Annotated in this window: 12 protein-coding genes and 1 pseudogene; 2 read left to right on the forward strand and 11 right to left on the reverse strand. The window is 65.1% G+C overall.

Going from position 1 to position 16,773, the window contains the following annotated elements:
- The first annotated feature begins 11 nt into the window (after positions 1-11).
- A complete protein-coding gene (gene hpnH / locus ACETMP_RS12735) occupies positions 12-1,172 on the forward strand; it encodes an adenosyl-hopene transferase HpnH (RefSeq protein ID WP_028135332.1) in 1,161 nt (386 codons plus the stop codon).
- Positions 1,173-2,726: 1,554 nt separating this feature from the next.
- Here hpnH and ACETMP_RS12740 read toward each other — a convergent pair.
- From ACETMP_RS12740 to ACETMP_RS12770, 7 genes are all read right to left on the reverse strand, one after another.
- Entirely contained in the window at positions 2,727-2,936 is a 210-nt protein-coding gene (locus ACETMP_RS12740; protein ID WP_375161194.1) for a hypothetical protein, read from the reverse strand.
- 120 nt (positions 2,937-3,056) lie between these two features.
- Positions 3,057-3,869, reverse strand: coding sequence for a phosphorylase (locus tag ACETMP_RS12745; RefSeq protein ID WP_375161195.1), 813 nt, complete (start codon positions 3,867-3,869; stop codon positions 3,057-3,059).
- The gene (gene shc / locus ACETMP_RS12750) at positions 3,803-5,785 is read right to left on the reverse strand and encodes a squalene--hopene cyclase (RefSeq protein ID WP_375161196.1); all 1,983 of its coding nucleotides are present in this window, start codon (positions 5,783-5,785) and stop codon (positions 3,803-3,805) included. The genes ACETMP_RS12745 and shc overlap by 67 nt, the downstream gene beginning before the upstream one ends.
- A gap of 65 nt (positions 5,786-5,850) precedes the next feature.
- Positions 5,851-7,107, reverse strand: coding sequence for a hydroxysqualene dehydroxylase HpnE (gene hpnE / locus ACETMP_RS12755; RefSeq protein ID WP_375161197.1), 1,257 nt, complete (start codon positions 7,105-7,107; stop codon positions 5,851-5,853).
- Positions 7,107-7,946 (reverse strand): presqualene diphosphate synthase HpnD, encoded by an 840-nt coding sequence (gene hpnD / locus ACETMP_RS12760; RefSeq protein WP_375161198.1) that lies wholly within the window; start codon positions 7,944-7,946, stop codon positions 7,107-7,109. The genes hpnE and hpnD overlap by 1 nt, the downstream gene beginning before the upstream one ends.
- Positions 7,936-8,820, reverse strand: a complete 885-nt coding sequence (gene hpnC, locus ACETMP_RS12765; protein WP_375161199.1) for a squalene synthase HpnC — start codon at positions 8,818-8,820, stop codon at positions 7,936-7,938. Before hpnC ends, hpnD begins: the two co-directional genes overlap by 11 nt.
- A gap of 190 nt (positions 8,821-9,010) precedes the next feature.
- Entirely contained in the window at positions 9,011-9,244 is a 234-nt protein-coding gene (locus ACETMP_RS12770; protein ID WP_126256339.1) for a hypothetical protein, read from the reverse strand.
- 462 nt (positions 9,245-9,706) lie between these two features.
- On the opposite strand from ACETMP_RS12770, the gene ACETMP_RS12775 reads away from it, so the two are divergent.
- On the forward strand, positions 9,707-10,204 hold the full coding sequence (locus ACETMP_RS12775) for a hypothetical protein (protein WP_028135322.1): 498 nt from the start codon (positions 9,707-9,709) through the stop codon (positions 10,202-10,204).
- 89 nt (positions 10,205-10,293) lie between these two features.
- Here the strand turns inward: ACETMP_RS12775 and ACETMP_RS12780 are convergent, their stop codons facing one another.
- The 4 genes and pseudogenes from ACETMP_RS12780 to ACETMP_RS12795 form a co-directional block, all read right to left on the reverse strand.
- Positions 10,294-11,439 (reverse strand): MFS transporter, encoded by a 1,146-nt coding sequence (locus ACETMP_RS12780; RefSeq protein WP_375161200.1) that lies wholly within the window; start codon positions 11,437-11,439, stop codon positions 10,294-10,296.
- A 290-nt stretch (positions 11,440-11,729) separates the two neighbouring features.
- Positions 11,730-14,097: pseudogene (locus ACETMP_RS12785) on the reverse strand (RND family transporter).
- Positions 14,098-14,304: 207 nt separating this feature from the next.
- Positions 14,305-15,090 (reverse strand): ethanolamine ammonia-lyase subunit EutC, encoded by a 786-nt coding sequence (eutC, locus tag ACETMP_RS12790; RefSeq protein ID WP_375161201.1) that lies wholly within the window; start codon positions 15,088-15,090, stop codon positions 14,305-14,307.
- The gene (locus tag ACETMP_RS12795; protein WP_375161202.1) at positions 15,087-16,673 is read right to left on the reverse strand and encodes a B12-binding domain-containing radical SAM protein; all 1,587 of its coding nucleotides are present in this window, start codon (positions 16,671-16,673) and stop codon (positions 15,087-15,089) included. The genes eutC and ACETMP_RS12795 overlap by 4 nt, the downstream gene beginning before the upstream one ends.
- Positions 16,674-16,773 lie beyond the last annotated feature (100 nt).

Consider the following 16,773-nt stretch of genomic DNA (forward strand, 5'->3'; position numbering starts at 1 on the left):
AGAAACTTGTAATGGCTATCCCGTTCTTCAAGGAAATGCGTATCGGCGGCTATTTGCTCAAGCAGAAACTGCTTGGCCGCAAGCGCTACCCGCTCGTGCTGATGCTGGAGCCGCTGTTTCGCTGCAACCTCGCCTGCGTCGGTTGCGGCAAGATCGATTATCCGGATGCGATCCTCAACCGCCGCATGACCGCGCAGGAGTGCTGGGACGCCGCCGACGAGTGCGGCGCGCCGATGGTCGCGATTCCCGGCGGCGAGCCGCTCATCCACAAGGAGATCGGCGAGATCGTGCGCGGCCTCGTTGCCCGCAAGAAGTTCGTCTCGCTCTGCACCAATGCGCTGCTGCTCGAGAAGAAGCTCGATCTGTTCGAGCCCTCCCCTTACCTGTTCTTCTCCGTGCATCTCGACGGCCTGCGCGACCACCACGACAAGGCGGTGTCGCAGAAGGGCGTGTTCGACCGCGCCGTCTCCGCGATCAAGGCAGCCAAGGCGCGCGGCTTCACCGTCAACGTCAACGCCACCATCTTCGACGGCCATCCGGCCGAGGAGATCGCCAAGTTCCTGGACCTCACCGTCGAGCTCGGCGTCGGCGTCTCGATGTCGCCGGGCTATGCCTATGAGCGCGCCCCGGACCAGGAGCACTTCCTCAACCGCACCAAGACCAAGAAGCTGTTCCGCGACGTCTTCGCCATGGGCAAGGGCAAGAAGTGGAACTTCATGCATTCCGGCCTGTTCCTCGACTTCCTCGCCGGCAACCAGGAGTACGAGTGCACGCCCTGGGGCATGCCCGCGCGCAACATCTTCGGCTGGCAGAAGCCCTGCTATCTGCTCGGTGAAGGCTACGCCAAGACCTTCAAGGAGCTGATGGAGACCACCGACTGGGACAGCTACGGCACCGGCCGTTACGAAAAGTGCGCCGACTGCATGGCGCATTGCGGCTACGAGCCGACGGCGGCGACCGCCGCCCTCAATAATCCGCTGAAGGCGATGTGGGTGTCGCTGCGCGGCATCAAGACCTCCGGCCCGATGGCGCCGGAGATCGACATGTCGAAGCAGCGCCCGGCGCAGTACATCTTCTCGGAGCAGGTCCAGAAGAAGCTGTCCGAGATCCGCAAGGACGAGGCCGAGGCCGCGCAAGCAAAGGCCGCGCAGAAGGCTTCGACAGCGGCGTAAGCGCGGACGCACTCAACTCTCACGACAAGGGCCCGGCCGCGATCGCGACCGGGCCTTTTGTTTGCCTCGCCACCGAGCGCCATCTAAGCGGCCCGTGTCCCGGACGCGCTGCAGCGCTCTTTGCGCTGCTGCGCAGAGTCGGGGCCGACGATGCTTCGCATCGCGGGGGGCGCTGCGCTGCGTCCGGGGCACGAGAGGAGTGTGTTGGGCGCTCTCTCCACGCCGTCATTGCGAGGAGCCCTTGCGACGAAGCAATCCAGACTACCTCTGCGGAAGATTCTGGATTGCTTCGCTGTGCTCGCAATGACGGAGTATGCGGCACCGGCTTGCTCTTTCCATCGGCGCTCTTTGTTGCAGACGCACCTCCGCATTCTCGCGGCACCTTTTGCCCGAGGCTTGCTCGTGTCGCCGCCCTCGAAAGACCAGAAGGCGCAGGGAAGGCCGGGCGCCGGCGGCACCCGCAGATCCGTGCACAACGAAAAATGCACACGGGGTGGATCACAGGTGTGCCGGTCGCCCGGCCTTCCCTGCGCGGATGGTTTTAACGGTGTCCTTCGTGCTCTCCTCGGGGAGCGTTGCACTATTGCCCCCGTCGCCACGCCGCTGATCGATGCGCGTGCGGTTGGCGCCACATCACGGCGAGATTTGACGCCAGAACCCCGGGCGTCGGGACCACACGACTTCTCCGTCCGCGGACGCCCCTGCCTCAGCATCCGGGGCCCGATGTGCGCGCCCCCGACCGTCAACAAGACCGCTGTGACCGCGCCGTGTCGTAGCGCACCGCGCATGACTCAACGGTCGCCCGTCCCTGTCACCGCCTCTCGCGCCGGCGCTACCGCGTCCACCGCACCCCGGCCCGCATCTCGTGACGATCGCGAAGCGCCCCTCTGGCAGGGCCGGGATGACCGCTCTATGCCACGAATCCGAAATTCGGGAAAGTGGAATATTTTCGCGGGAAGGGGTTGACGGGTTTCATGGTGTTTTGCCCGACGGCTCATTTTGACAAGCCGCTTGCCGCCCCCTCGCCGTCATTCCGGGGCGGCGCAGCGCGAACCCGGAATCTATCGCGCGGCAGATCCTGCGCCCCAATGGATTCCCCGCAAAGATTGGCAAAGCAACCCCATGCACAGTAGAAGCGCGGCTCGGTCAGAAGACAGCGATCGCCTCGTTGCGTCCGCCTACGACCGCGCGGAAGGAGCAGGAAGCCGCACCAACGATCTCGCGTGCTTCGACCTGAAGGTGATGTTTCTATCAGCATTTACAGGAGGCTGCCCCGGCCCACCTCGCTAAGGTGTTCAAATCGGGCATCTCCCAATTCATCCGATTGCCGACGCAATTTCATTTCTCGATCGATGAGGTCGAGGTTTCTCGCGAGGGTGACGCCGTCATTCTACATCCCAGCGGAGCGCCGCCGGAACTTGGGCATCGCTTCGAGCCGCCGCGCAGGGCTTCAGCCCTGACTTCACAACCGAGGAACGAGCGAGTAGCCGCCCCTTTGGCTGAACACCGCGCGCGCAATTACGGTGACAGCCGTAATTCCCTAACGCCCAGATTCTATGACAGCGTCAGGCGTCCAGCACTTTCGCCGCCCAAGGCTCGCGATACGGCAGATTTCCAATCTAGAACAATTGCTGGATCAGCTGGGGTGTCATCTTCAAGGAGCGACATATCTCCAAGAATCATGGCTAGCCCATCAGAACGTGTTCTCTTCCAAGCTTCTTCAAGGAAGATAAACATTGCTGAGTAAGCTTGATCTTCTGTCATTATAATCCCCGCCTATACCGCAACTTCGAACTCATGACCTCGATCCGGGCGAAGCACATCAAAAGAAAAGGCCCGGTCGCACGACCGGGCCTTTTGTTTGTCAGATCGAGAACCGCCGCTTCACGCCGCTTTCGACACCAGCGCTTCGCTCTCGATCAGCTCCGTCCCGATCAGATAATCGCGGCAGCCGCGCAGTGAGCGCAAGGCGCGGTTGAAGTCGATGCCGGTCGAGACCAGCGCGTGCAGCGTTGTCGGATTGCGCGCGATGCCGCGCAGCACGGCGGCGAGGTCGATCTGGCCGTTCGGCTTGATGGCGGCACGGGCGAGCGCCGGCAGCGCGCGGTGGGCGGGATCGCTGATGACGCGAACCGCGGCAAAGGGCAGCCCGGCTTCGGCGGCGTAGGCGGCGGCGATGTGGCTTTCCATGTCGACCGCGGCGGCGCCCGTCTCCGAATGCAGCGCCGCCTTGCAGGCGCGCTTGGTCACCACTTCCTCGGCGCCGGCGAGGCTGCCGCGCACCACGCGGCGGCGTCCCGAGGTCAGGCGCTCGATCAGGTCGTCGCCAAGCGCGAGCCCCGCGGCCCAGCGGGTGTCGCCCGAGAGCACCTCGGTCGCCAGCACGACGTCGCCGGAGCGCAGGCTCGGGTCGAGCCCGCCGGCGACGCCGAACGAGATCACGCCGCGAATCGTTTCGGGGTCCACCACGGTCAGAAGCGCCCGCAATTGCGTCGGGCTGCTGGATGAACAGATGACGGCCATTCCCGGCCCGGCCGCGATGCGGGCCTCCTGCACCAATCCGGTCACGATCAGTATCGGCCGCGGGTCGATGGCCTGACCCACGGTAAAATAGTCCCCCGTCCCCAAAGTCACATTCCGACCCCTACCACCCTGCTGTTGGTGTTCCGCAAGTTCCGATACCGCGCCAACGCCCACAGCGGAAAGAACTTTGGGTAACCATGATACCGCAGATAGAACACGCGGGGGAAGCCTGTGGCGGTGTACCGCTGCTCGTCCCACAGTCCTTTTTTGTTTTGTGTTGCAATCAGGTACTCCACCCCGCGGGCGACGGCCGGGTGATCAACCTCGCCTGCCGCCATGAGGGCAAGCAAGGCCCATGCCGTTTGCGAGGCGGTCGAGGGCGCGGCCTCCCAGCCCCTGTAATCCAGCCGGTAGCTGACGGCGTCCTCGCCCCAGCCGCCATCCTTGTTCTGGATCGAGGCGAGCCAGGCGGCGGCTTTGCGAATCATGGGGTCCTTGTGGTCGACACCGGCCATGTTGAGGGCACAGAGCACCGACCAGGTTCCATAGATGAAGTTCATGCCCCAGCGGCCGTACCAGGACCCCTCGGGGTGCTGGGTCTTGCGCAAATAGGCGACCCCGTCGGCCACGTGCTTGCTGGTCGCCGCGGTCTCGCCAAGCTGGGCCAGCATCGAGATGCAGCGCGCCGTGACGTCCTCGGTCGGCGGATCGAGCAGCGCGCCATGGTCGGAGAACGGGATGTTGTTGAGGTAATATTCGAGATTGTTGACGTCGAAGGCGGCCCAGCCGCCGTCGTCGCTCTGCATGCCCTCGATCCACTCCCGGCCCCGGGCGATCGCGGCGTCGTAGCCGGTGGCGCCGTGCTCCCTGCGCATGCGGTCCATCGACATCACCACCACGGCGGTGTCGTCGAGATCTGGGTAATGCGCATTGTTGTACTGGAAGGCCCAGCCGCCCGGACGCACGTCGGGCCGCTTCACCGCCCAGTCGCCCTTCAGCTCGAGCTCCTGCCTCGGGATCAGCCAGTCGAGGCCCTGCTTGGCGGCCGGCACCGCCTTGTCGCCGCCGGCCTCCAGCAGCGCATGCGCGGTGAGCGTCGTGTCCCAGACCGGGGAGACGCAGGGCTGGCAGTAGGCTTCGTCGTCCTTGATGACGAGCAGCTTGTCGATGCCCCGCCGCGTGACCGCGCGCGGCGGATAATTCTCATTCTTGCCAAGCGCGTCATACATCATGACGATGTTGGCCATGGGCGGATAGATCGCGCCCATGCCGTCCTCGCCGTTGAGGCGCTCCTCGGTGAAGGCGAGTGCGGCGTCGATGGCACGCTTGCGCAGGCTCTTGGGAAACAGCGGCTCGATCACGCGCAGGATCGCGTCGAGCGAACGAAAGAGCAGGAACCAGGCCATGCTCTGATGCGGCGCCTTGGCGGTCATGCCGATAGAGCGCGGATCCTGCAGGAACAGCTCGTCGATGCCGATGCCAAGCGGATTCTTCGCGCGCGGCTTCAGCGCTGCGAGCACCATCAAGGGCACCATGGTGGTGCGCGCCCAATAGGAGATCTTGTTGAGGTGGAACGGCGACCAGAACGGCAGCAGCACGATCTCGATCGGCAGCACCGGCACCGCGCGCCAGGTCACCACGCCGTACATCGCCAGCAGGAAGCGGGTGAAGACGTTGCTGTGAATCGCGCCGCCGCGCGCGTGGATCGCCTCGCGCGCACGCACCATGTGCGGGGCGTCGACGGAATCGCCGATCATCTTCAGCGCGAAGTAGGCCTTCACGCTGGCGCTCATGTCGAACTCGCCCTCATGCACCAGCGGCCAGCCGCCATGCGCGCCCTGGATGCGACGAAGATAATTGGCGATCTTGGCTTCGAGCACGGCGTCGACCGGCTCGGCGAGATAGTGGCGCAACAGGACGTATTCGGCCGGAATCGTGCAGTCGGCCTCGAGCTCGAACACCCAATGGCCGTCCGCCTGCTGGAAATCGAGGACGCCCTGCGTCGCCGATGCAATGCTCGATTCCAGGATGCCCGGTTGCAAGGTCCCCGGCTTCAGGGCTTCGCGGCTGGTCGCGTTCACGGAATCCATCTCGCTCGATTGCTCCGATAGTGGATCGAAATTGGCCGGGCCGTTTGCCCGTCGGGGGCCGCCTTTCAGGATGCTTTGGCGGCCAGAACCAGATCGGCGGCGCGATCTCCGGACCGGACCGATCCCTCGATGGTTGCAGGCAATCCCGTAGCAGTCCAATCCCCGGCAAGGAACAGGTTTTTCAGCGCGGTGACCGGCCCCGGGCGCAGGGCGTTCTGCGCCGGCGTCGCCGCAAATGTGGCGCGGCGCTCGCGCACGATCTGCCACGGTGGCAGCTCGCCGGACACGCCGCCGGCCTTGCAGACGTCGTTCCAGACCGCCTGCGCGAGCTCCTCGCGCGGCATGTCGACCAGACGGTCGCCATTGCTGATGGTGACGGACAACCGGTTCGGGAACGCGAACAGCCATTCCACGACGCCCCCGATCACGCCGAGGATCGGCGCCGAACCTGGCGGCGGCGTGATGCGGAAATGCGCATTGACGATGGCGCGGAACTCGGTCGGCGTCTTCAGGCCCGGCAGCAGGCTGGCGGCGGCGCGCGGCGGCACTGCCATCACCACGACATCGCCCTCGCCGAGCTGGATCACATCCTCGCCGCCGAAATGCAGCGCACTGGCCTTGCCGTCGCTGGTCGCAAACGAGCGCAGCTCATGGCCGAGCTGAACAATGTGGCCGCGTTCAGCCAAGAACTTCAGCGCGGGCTCGATCAGCACGGCGCTGAGACCGTCGCGCGCGATCAGCGGACGGCAGGCCTGCCCGCCGGCCAGCAGCGTCTCGCGCACGATGGCGCCGGCAAGCCCCGCCGAGCCCTCGGGCGGATCGACGTTGAGGGCCGCGAGCAGCAGCGGCTGCACCAGGCGCTGGTAGAGCACGCCTTCGCAAGGAATCGACTTGCCGACCAATGTCTGTTCCGACGCCCAGATCAGCGGCGCCAGCTTCAGGTAATCAGCAAGGCCGGTGTCGGGCACGCGGCGGCTCTCGTCGAGCACCCAGGTCGGCAGCCGGCCGCTGCCGAGATCGATCTGCCAGCGCTGCCCGGTCTTGATGTCGACGAAGGGAAACTGCGCGCTTTCGGGGCCGACGAGGCCGGCCTCGGTGCCGATCGCGCGCGCATAGGCGCGCGCATGGCTGTTGCCCGACAGCAGCAGATGATTGCCGTTGTCGATGGTGAGGTTGGTGGCGCCGTCGAAATAGGAGCGGCACCGGCCGCCGGCCTGGTGCGTGGCCTCGTGCACGGCGACCTTGAAGCCGGCATTGGCGAGCCGCACGGCGGCGGAGAGGCCGGAAATCCCGGCACCGATGATGTGGGCTGTCTTTTGCATCAGATGAAAGCGTAACGGAGCAGGATCGCGATGCGTGTGACCTTCGACACGCGCACCGGCTGGCGCGGCGCGTTGAAACCGCGCGCAATCAGCAGATCCAGAATGGAATGATAGTATTTCGACATGATCCGCGGCGCGCGCACGACGCGGCGCTTGTTGCGGTTCATGATCTCGTCCGACTTCTCGAAATGCGCCTTCGCACGCTGCGTCAACGGCAGGCAGGCCTTCGGCAGCGCGCGCTCGGCGATCACGCGGTTCGGATCATCAGAGGTGATGCCGGCATGCAGCAACGCCTCGCGCGGCAGATAGAGCCGGCCGAGGCCGGCGTCCTCGTCGATGTCGCGCAGGATGTTGGTGAGCTGAAGCGCGCGGCCCAGATGATAGGCGAGCTGGATGCCGTCTTCCTCGGGCAGGCCAAAGACCCGCACCGACAGCCGTCCCACCGCGCTGGCGACGCGATCGCAATACAGATCCAGCGTCGCCATGTCGGGCGCGCGGATGTCCTGCGGCACGTCCATCTCCATGCCGTCGACGATCGCCAGGAAATCCTCGCGCTTGAGGCCGAAGGTCTTCACCGAAGCGACGTAATCCTTCAGCCGCGGCGGCGGATTGCCCTGATAGAGCGCGTCGATGTCGTTGCGCCACTCTTGCAGCGCGGCGAGCCGCTCCTCGCGCGGGCCGTCGGAATCGGCGATGTCGTCGACCTGGCGGCAGAAGCTGTAGATCTGGAACATCGCCTCGCGCTGGTCACGCGGCAGGATGCGCATCGCGGCGTAGAAGGAGCTGCCGGATGCGGTCGAGCCATAATCGGCGCCGGGCGAGGTCGCCTCAAGCGTCATGTGCGGTCCCCGGTCTGGATATGGCCTTGCGTCCCATCGCGCGGCGGCCGGCCTCACCGAGCATCCCGGCAAGGCTGAAGACGAGCAGCTCGAACTTGTTCAGATGCACCCGCTCGCGCAGGGGATCGCGCACCTTCAAGAGGCGCACGATGCGGTCGGCATAGGCCTGGATCACCGCGACGTCGACGCCGAGGCGAAAATCCCGGATCTCGGCAGCCAGCGACCTGCCCTCGTCGAGCAGCGCTTCGTTGCGCGCGGCAAGCCCGTGCAGGCAGGCCAGCATCGCCGGCGGCGACTGTGACAGCCCGAGCTGCTCGACCGAGGCGCCGTGGGCTGCCAGCGCATCGCGCGGCAGATAGACGCGGTTGAGCTCGCGGAAATCCTTGCCGCAATCCTGCAGGTGGTTGTTGATCTGCAGGCCCGCGCAGAGCGCATCCGATGCGGCCCAGGTCGAGGTGCTCTCGCCGTGGACGTCGAGCATGAAGCGGCCGACCGGCATCGCCGAATAGCGGCAATAGTGGATGACCTCGTCCCAGGTCTCGTAACGCAGCTTGGTCACGTCCATGCGGAACGCGGTCAGCACGTCGAGCGCATGGCGCGGCGCCATGCCGCGCTCGGCAAGCGCCCGCCGCAAGCTGACGGCCTCGATCTGGGTGTCGCCCTTGCCGAGCAGCTCGGCCTCGAGCAGGTCGAGATAGGCGAGCTTCTGGTCCGGCGCGAGCGTCGCGTGGTCGGCGATGTCGTCGGCGGTGCGGACGAAATTGTAATAGGCCAGGATCAGGGCGCGATGACGCGGATGAATGATCCAGGACGCGACGGGAAAATTCTCGTCGCGGTCTCCCTTGCCGGATCGCAATTCGCTCGCAGAGGTCATCGAGGGCTGGCTTACAATCGTCTGGATAGAAAGGGCTTGTTCGCTCGCGGGCTCGTGCCGGCGATCCGCCGCGGCCCCCATATAGGGGAATACGGCCGCAAAACCAATCCTGTCTCGCGATGGCTGCCCTTTGCGAAAAGGGCCCGAAAAGGCGGCCGCCGGGCCGCCTTTTGTGGGCCAGTGGCCGAGCTTACTGGTTGTGGTTCTTCAGGACCTGGTCGCAGGCCTGCGAGATCTTGGAGCGGTTCTCCTTGAGGCAGGCCAGGATGGTGAAATCGCCCTGGTCGATGACCGGACGGCAGAATTTCTGCACGTCGCGCGTGCAGGCCTTCTGCTCGGCGTCCGTGCCACGCCCCTGCTGGGCGAACGCCGCCGTCGAAACAGATGCCGACAGCAGGGTGAGAGCGACGAGAAGCTTACGCATTGTATTCCTTCATTCTGGCGGCAGAATCGCACCGGACCCGGACTGCACAGGGCGGACGACGGGAACGGCTTGTTCTGATGGCAAATCGCCGCGGACATAGCGGCTTTCAGAGAAGGCACAAGCACTGGCAAATGCGGCCAAATTGGCGCCGCGCCCACCAAATCAGGTCTTCCCTCGACCTTCATTGGCAGATGTAAGGGATTGATACTACGTCATAATTCAAGGATGCCGTGTTTTGCCGCCGACCTGTTGCAGAGCTGCATCTCTCCATCCCGCCCTTTGCCGTGGGAAACATGCGGAAACAGCGCAAATCGGCAGCGCCCGGCCTGGCGCGGGGCGTCGTGAATGGCCATCTCTGGCGGCCTGGCTTTGAACCTGCCACTGGCTCGGAGCACTAAACTTTCGATGTGGCGAGACGTTATCACGCGCAAGCGGGCGTCATTCTAAAACGGGATATTCGAGATGACATTCTTTGGGCGATCTGGACTGGCAATCAAGGCGGCCGGCATCGGGGCGGCGCTGCTCTTCTCGGTTTCGGCAGGCCACGCTCAGTCGTCCGGTCCGTTTGCCGGTTTCGACGGCGCATGGAGCGGCACCGGCACGGTGTCGCTGTCCGACGGCTCCACCGAGCGCATTCGCTGCAAGGCCGATTACAAGGTCGCCGGCAGCGGCCTCAACCTGAAGCAGGCTCTGCACTGCGCCTCCGACAGCTACAAGTTCGACCTCACCAGCGACGTGACCAGCCAGGGCGAGCGCATCTCGGGCAATTGGAGCGAGTCCAGCCGCAACATCTTCGGCAACCTCCAGGGTACCGCCGGCGGCGGCCAGATCGAAGTGTTCGTCGAGGCCAACGGCTTTGCCGCCAACCTCTCCCTGCGCACCAACGGCACCAAGCAAACCGTGCAGATCTCCTCCAAGGGCGAAATCCGCGGCGTCAACATCACCATGACGAAGAGCTGATCCCGTCCTCCTGCGAACGGATACGGCCCCCGGCTCTCGCGACCCGGGGGCTTTTTGCTGACATCGCTACGCCGAGGGCGACTTCAAGTTCAATCCGTATGGAGTCGTGCGGATCGACGCGTGAGCGGCACCATTGCGACCAGCAGTCCGAGCAGTCCGTAGGCGCCCGCCAGGACCAGGATCAAGCCGCTGTCGCCGGCGGTGTCGACAGCAGCGCCGGCGAGCGGGCCGCCCAGCATGCCGCCGATGCCGCTGCTGAGCGTGAAGGCCGCGCTGCCCGCCAGCAAAGTCGAACCGACGAAACGATCGCCGAGCTCGGCAAGCGCGACCGTGGTGACGCCGTAGGCGCATGCGCCCCAGACAAACAACAACGCAAACAGCACGAGCTGTCCCTGCTGCACGGCAATGGTGAGCAAGACGGCGCCGGCCGCGGTCGCGGCTGCAAGCCCGAAGAGCACGCGCCGTCGCGGAAACCGATCCGCGAGCCAGCCGACCGGAACCTGCAAGAACACGTTGCCGCCATTGAGCACCGCGAGGCCGAGCGCCATGGCCTGCTCGGAATAGCCGTTCCTCATCCCGAACGCCGGAAGAAAGCTCAGTGTGGCATGATCGAACAGGCCGAATGCCCCGACCGCGGCGAGCAGCACGGGCGCGCGCGGAACGAAGCTCATGGTCGACATGTGCTCCTTGACCGAGAAGCTGGGCAGCCGGTGCGCAAAGATGGCCGTGATCAGCGATGCGATCAGCAGGGCCACAATCCCGACCGCGAATGGCGGCCACCCCGAGGAGCCCGTGAGCGCAAGGGCGAAGGGGCCGAGCGAGAAGCCGGCAGCCAGGATGGCCGCATAAAGTCCCATGATGCGGCCGCGATAGACCGACACGGCAATCTCGTTCAACCACGCCTTGTTGACGATGTAGAAGCCGCCGATGGCGAGCCCGAGCACGAACCGCGCCGGAAACCAAATCCAAAGCGCGCGAAACATCATCATCAGGGCAAGCGCGGCGGCTGCGGTCAGCGCGAGCCCGACGGCAGCCTTGTAGGCGCCCGTGCGCTGGGCAAGGCGCGGCACGCAAAGCGCGGAGGTCAGAAGCCCCATCGGCATCATCGCGGCATTCGCGCCGATCAGAACGCCGTTGAATTGCTCGCTCTTGAGCACAAGCGCGAGCAGCGGCGACGACAGCCCGGTGGCGACGGCGAACACGCCCACCGTCACGGTCACGAGCACGACTTTCATCCAATCCGGCGCCGCCGCGTCGCACCCGGGCATTGAAGCCAGGCCCGATGAAGCCGGATCCGGCTCAAGGCACATGCACCCTCCTCAGAGCAGCCATCGCCGAGCCATTCAGCCTGCCACGCTCGCGCGTGTTCGTTGAATTGACGATGTCGGCAGGAGCCGGCCACACCATGGGGTTGAACAGGCTGGCAGCGCAAAGGTTCGTCAACCGCCGAAAAAAGATCGGCAGTCACGCACGGGCGAGAGCGGCTTGGCCGCGTCGCGGGCGCCGTCGTGAAGGCGCCGGCCGCTCAGATCGCGGGCTTGTCGGCCCCCTGCAGCCGGGCGTGCAGATTGATCAGCCACATCGCCGTCGGCCGGAGGATGAAGAGGTCGGCGACAAGGGCCATCACCATCGAGAAGGCGCTGAGCCAGCCGAACAGCCGCAGCGACGGCAGGTCGGAGAACACGGTGACGACGAGGCCGCAGGCCAGCACCACCGTGGTCAGGATCAGCGCCGGTCCGACCAGCACGGTCGCCCGCTCCACCGCGAGCGCAGAGCCGACGCCTGGCCTGTTCTCCAGGCGCAGGCGGTTGAGGAAGTGGATGGTGGCGCTGAGGCCGAGCCCGAACGAGACCGTGAGCGCGACGACGCTGGCGAATTGCAGGCCCTCGCCCATCGCCCACAGCACCGTGCCCGACATCACCACGGGGAAGATGCCGGGCAGGATACAGGCGAGCGTCACCACCCAGGAGCGGAACGCGAGGCCGATGAAGATCGCGACCAGCGCAAACTCGATCGTGAGGCCGTGGTTCAGCTTCTCGATCATGCTCGCCGAGTTGCGGGCCGCAATCGCAGCCAGGCCCGTCACCGCGATTTCGTAACCGGGATGCTTGTTGCGGACGGTGTTGAGCTCGCTGTCGAGCTTGTCGACGATCGGCAGCAACTGGCTGGAATCCTTGTCCGGCACGCGGCCAGCGACGACGATGGCGTCCTGCTCGGCATCGATGAAGCGACGCACCAGATGCTCGGGGATGACGCTGACATATTCCTTCAGCGTCGCGACGTCGGCGTTGCCGGCCTTCTCCGCCAGCCAGCGGCGAAGCGTCTCCAGCGACCACACATTGCCGACCCCGGCGGATTTCTCGACCGTCGCGTGCACCTCGGCGATGGTCTGGAGCGTTTCCGGCGAATAGAGCGACTGCCCCTTCGGAAACACGATCAGCACGTTGACCGGATTGGCGCCGGTGAGCTTGGCGTCCAGCCGGTCGCTGGCGGCGACCGCCTGGCGCTTGTCCGGCACCTGGTCGGCGAGCCGGTAGCGCGGCTCCAGATTGGCGTAGATGACGCCGAGGCCGCCGACGAACAGCACGGCGATCAGGCTGAACAGGCCGGGCCGGCCGACCATGCGCACGGCGATCCAGTAGCAGAAATTGCGCAGCGCCTGGACGCCGGCGTCCGCGCCCTGGAACTTGACCGCAAACACCTTCTCGTTGCGCACGAACAGCACGCCGAACACCGGCACCAGCGACAGCACCGCGACCAGCGCGATGATGGTGGCGGCAAGACCCGCCTCGCCGAACTTGCGGATCAGATCGGAGTCGGAGAATTGCAGCGCGATGAAGGAGATGCCGGCCGTGCCGTGCGTCAGCACGCAGGCCGGGCCGACCACCAGCACCGCGTTCTTGAACGCGGTGAACTTGTCCTGGCCCGCGATCAGCCGGTCACGCGCGGCAAAGGTGAGCTGCATCGAGTCCGAGAAGCTGATCACCATGATGAGCGGCGTCATCACGTTCAGGAACATGTTGAGATTGAAATTGGCCCAGCCGAGCGCGCCGAGCGCCAGCAGGATCGCGATCATCGGCGGGAACGCCGCCGCGATCATGAACGAGACCTTGCGGAAGAAGATGATGGCGATGATGCAGCCGGCGAGAATGCCGAGGATGTTGTAGGTCAGCCCGTCGCGCTCGACGGCATTGCGGATCTCGAGGCTGCATCACCGGCACGCCGGAGAGCTGCACGTTGAGCCCGGTGTCGCCGAGACTCTCCTTCATCAGCGCGCGGATGTCGGCCACGGTCTTGGTCAGCTTGTTGGAGGCGACGACCTCCGGATCGAGCGACAGCACGACGAGCGCCAGCGTCCCGTCTTCCGACAACAGCTTGCCGCGGATGATCTCGTTGTTCTTGACCGTCTCGATGAACTTGTCGTAGTCGGCGCCTTCGGGCAACTCGGCCGGGAACAGAGCCGCCGGCAGCTTGCCCGGTGCCGGTGCCTGCCGCGCCGAGAACAGCGAGACCAGCCCGCGCGTGCCGTCGACCAGCTGCAAGTCGGTGACGAAGTCGCGCAGCTTCTCCAAATTGTCGCGCGCCAGCAGGTTCTTGCCCTCGACCACGACCAGGACGTCGAATTCCTCGGCCGGGAACTTCTTGGTCACCTCTTCATACTGCTTGAATTCGCGGGTATCGGAGCGAAACAGCTGCGACAGCGAATCGTCGATCTTGATCCGGTGGATGCCGAACACGGCGCCGATGATCAGCGCGACCAGGACGATGCAGGAGACGATCGGCGCCCGGACGGCGATCAGCCCGAGCCGCTCCAGCCCGAAGGCGATCGAGGACGTAGGTCCCTGCTCGACCTTGTCGACATGAACCTCATTCTCGCTGTGCTTTTCGAGCATGCCTTGTCCAGTTCCTAAATCATCGGTCTTGAGAGCTTATTGCGCTCCGCGAGCGGCTTGAAAACGCCATACCAATGGGAGGCTTGCCCTTTGAAAATGCGCGGAAAATCGCCGCGAGGGGTTTAGCAGGTCAATTACCCCCCTCGCAAGCCAGCGAAGTGTGGGCGAATCGATCAAGATGCGGCGATTTCGGGCCCTTGTCCCCCGTCATCCCGGGGCGAATGTGCCAATTCGACGCGGCGCGCGGTCCGCGCTCTCGTCCTTCAGCGCCACGCCGCTGACCTGCCGGGCCAGCCCCTCTCGGACCAGCCAGGCGATCTTGAAGGCGGCCTCGTCATAGCTGAGCCCGGCGTGGTGGATGTTCGACACGCAATTGCGCTCGGCATCGGTGCGGCCGGGCTTCGGCGCGAAGGTCAGATAGGCGCCGAGACTGTCCGGCGCCGACAGGCCGGGCCGTTCGCCGATCAGCATCACGACCATGCGCGCGCCGAGAATGGCGCCGATCTCGTCGCCGAGCGCAACGCGCGCGCCTGAGGCGACGACCACCGGGCCGGCGGCGACAGCATCGCCATCCACAAGCAACGGCAACAGGCGCTTCACCAGGGCCACCGCATGGGCGTGGACCGCCGCCGCGGACAGTCCGTCGCCGATCACCAGCGCGAGCTGGCATGGCGCGGAAGCTGAGCGCGACAAAACCTCGACCGAGCCGGGCTCGAGCCGTCGCCCCAGATCCGGCCGCCGCAGATAATCCCCGCGATCGACCGCCTGGCTCCTCGCCTCGGTGACGTCGAGGCCGAGACCACGGAGATCGGCGAGCAGGCGCGGCGCATCGAAGGCGGCATGCACGGCATCGCGGGCGCGGGCATGGTCGAGCGTGAAATCGAGCAGCGCCCTGGTCGGCACGCTTGCACCGGTGCGGCCCAGCGCGACGCGCGCGGGCGTGAATGACCTAAGGTCGATGGTTGGGCGGGCCGGAACCGACGGGTCGCTCATTCGGCCGGAACGGCGGCCTCACGCAGCCGGATCGAGTAGTTCGAGGCGTTCTGCTTGCCGCTGGAGGCCGCGCGCGCAAACGTGATGAGATGGTGCGCGATCAGCGTGCAGCCGATCAGGCCCTCGATGTCGCCGCGCCTGATGCGCCCGAGCGCGAACTTCCAGAACACGCGCTTGTAGTCGCCGAGCACGCCGACCTTCCAGAAGATGTTGCGCAGCATGACGAGGCCGCGACGGATGTTGGGCCAGGTCTTCATCTCGTCCGACACCGGCACCTTGAGACGGTTCGTGTAAACATGATCGCACTGATGCTGGTAGCGGGCGTAGACCTTCTCCGGCGCGTAGGCAACCGCCATGGCCTGCTTCCAGGAAGCGACGACCTCGTCATAAGGCAGCAGGAAGTCGACGTTGGAATCGCGGCCGTCGTCGTGGATCAGGCGTCCCTCGCGCTCGAGCCGGTCCCACAGCGGCGTCTTCGGCAGCGCCTGCAGCAGGTTGATGGTGAGCAGCGGAATGCGCGATTCCTCGACGAAGGCGAGCAGTGCCTCCGACGTATTCGGCTTGTCGGTGTCGAGCCCCATGATGATGCCCGAGACCACCTCCATGCCGTAGGAGTTGATGGTGCGCACGCCCTCCAGGATCGGGACCATCATGTTGTGGTCCTTCTGCATCGCCTTCAGCGCGTCGGGATCGGGGGTCTCGATGCCGCAGAAGATGGTGACGAAGTAGGCCTCGCGCATCTTCTCGAGGATCTCGGGCCGCTTGGCGATGTTGAGCGTCGCCTCGCAGGCGAGCCGCACCACGTAGCCGGTCCGCTTCTGCCATTCGATCAGATGCGGCAACAGATCCAGCGCCGCCTTGCGGTTGCCGATGAAATTGTCGTCGACGAAATAGACCGTGTCGGTCATGCCGCATTCGCGCAGACGGTCGAGCTCGGCGATGATCTGCTGCGGCGACTTGATGCGCGGATTGCGGCCGTAGAGGCCGGGGATGTCGCAGAACTCGCACTGATAGGGACAGCCGCTGGAGTACTGGATGCTGCCGAGGAAGTATTTCTTCACGTCGGCAAGCTCGTAGGCCGGGATCGGAAACTCCGTCATCGGCACGCGATCCTTGGTGGTCAGCACCACCTGGCTCTCGGGGCGAGAGGTGTCGCGCGACAGGATCTCGATCAGCTGGTTGGTGGCATCGCCGAGCTCGCCGACATGGAGATAGTCGAATGACGGGTAATAGTCGGGACAGGCGCTGACGGAGGGGCCGCCGAGTGCGACCGGCAGGTCGAATTCATGCGCGCGGCGGCAGATGTCGTTCATCTGCTGGCGCTGGATGTGCATGCCGCTGACGAAAACCGCCTCGGCCCATTCGAACTCTTCCCTGGTCGTGCGGCGGAGATTCTCGTCGACGAATTTGACCTGCCAATCCTGCGGCAGATAGGCCGAGATCAGCAACAGCCCCTGCGGAGGCATGAAGGCTCGGACACCATCGGTCAGGGGATAGGAATGCTCGAACGTACCGAACGAGGAGGTGTAGCGCGGAAATACACAGAGGATCCGCCGGGACGTTCCGTTACTTTCAGCTCGCATCTAAGCTCCCCCGCCACGCTCTGGTTGCGGAAATTGCCAGCCAGACACATAGCGTAATGCTGCAGCCGGAATTTCTCAATATTGTGGCATAAGCATAATT

Origin of the sequence: Bradyrhizobium dasycarpum, assembly GCF_042019905.1 — a bacterium.
Lineage (GTDB): Bacteria > Pseudomonadota > Alphaproteobacteria > Rhizobiales > Xanthobacteraceae > Bradyrhizobium > Bradyrhizobium japonicum_B.

Coding starts and splice junctions, on each gene's coding strand:
- ACETMP_RS12780 (WP_375161200.1), bottom strand. CDS start 11,439: ATGAAAGTCGTGCTCGTGACCGTGACGGTGGGCGTGTTCGCCGTCGCC.
- ACETMP_RS12795 (WP_375161202.1), bottom strand. CDS start 16,673: ATGCGAGCTGAAAGTAACGGAACGTCCCGGCGGATCCTCTGTGTATTT.
- hpnE (WP_375161197.1), bottom strand. CDS start 7,107: ATGCAAAAGACAGCCCACATCATCGGTGCCGGGATTTCCGGCCTCTCC.
- eutC (WP_375161201.1), bottom strand. CDS start 15,090: ATGAGCGACCCGTCGGTTCCGGCCCGCCCAACCATCGACCTTAGGTCA.
- ACETMP_RS12770 (WP_126256339.1), bottom strand. CDS start 9,244: ATGCGTAAGCTTCTCGTCGCTCTCACCCTGCTGTCGGCATCTGTTTCG.
- shc (WP_375161196.1), bottom strand. CDS start 5,785: ATGGATTCCGTGAACGCGACCAGCCGCGAAGCCCTGAAGCCGGGGACC.
- hpnD (WP_375161198.1), bottom strand. CDS start 7,946: ATGACGCTTGAGGCGACCTCGCCCGGCGCCGATTATGGCTCGACCGCA.
- hpnC (WP_375161199.1), bottom strand. CDS start 8,820: ATGACCTCTGCGAGCGAATTGCGATCCGGCAAGGGAGACCGCGACGAG.
- ACETMP_RS12740 (WP_375161194.1), bottom strand. CDS start 2,936: ATGACAGAAGATCAAGCTTACTCAGCAATGTTTATCTTCCTTGAAGAA.
- hpnH (WP_028135332.1), top strand. CDS start 12: ATGGCTATCCCGTTCTTCAAGGAAATGCGTATCGGCGGCTATTTGCTC.
- ACETMP_RS12775 (WP_028135322.1), top strand. CDS start 9,707: ATGACATTCTTTGGGCGATCTGGACTGGCAATCAAGGCGGCCGGCATC.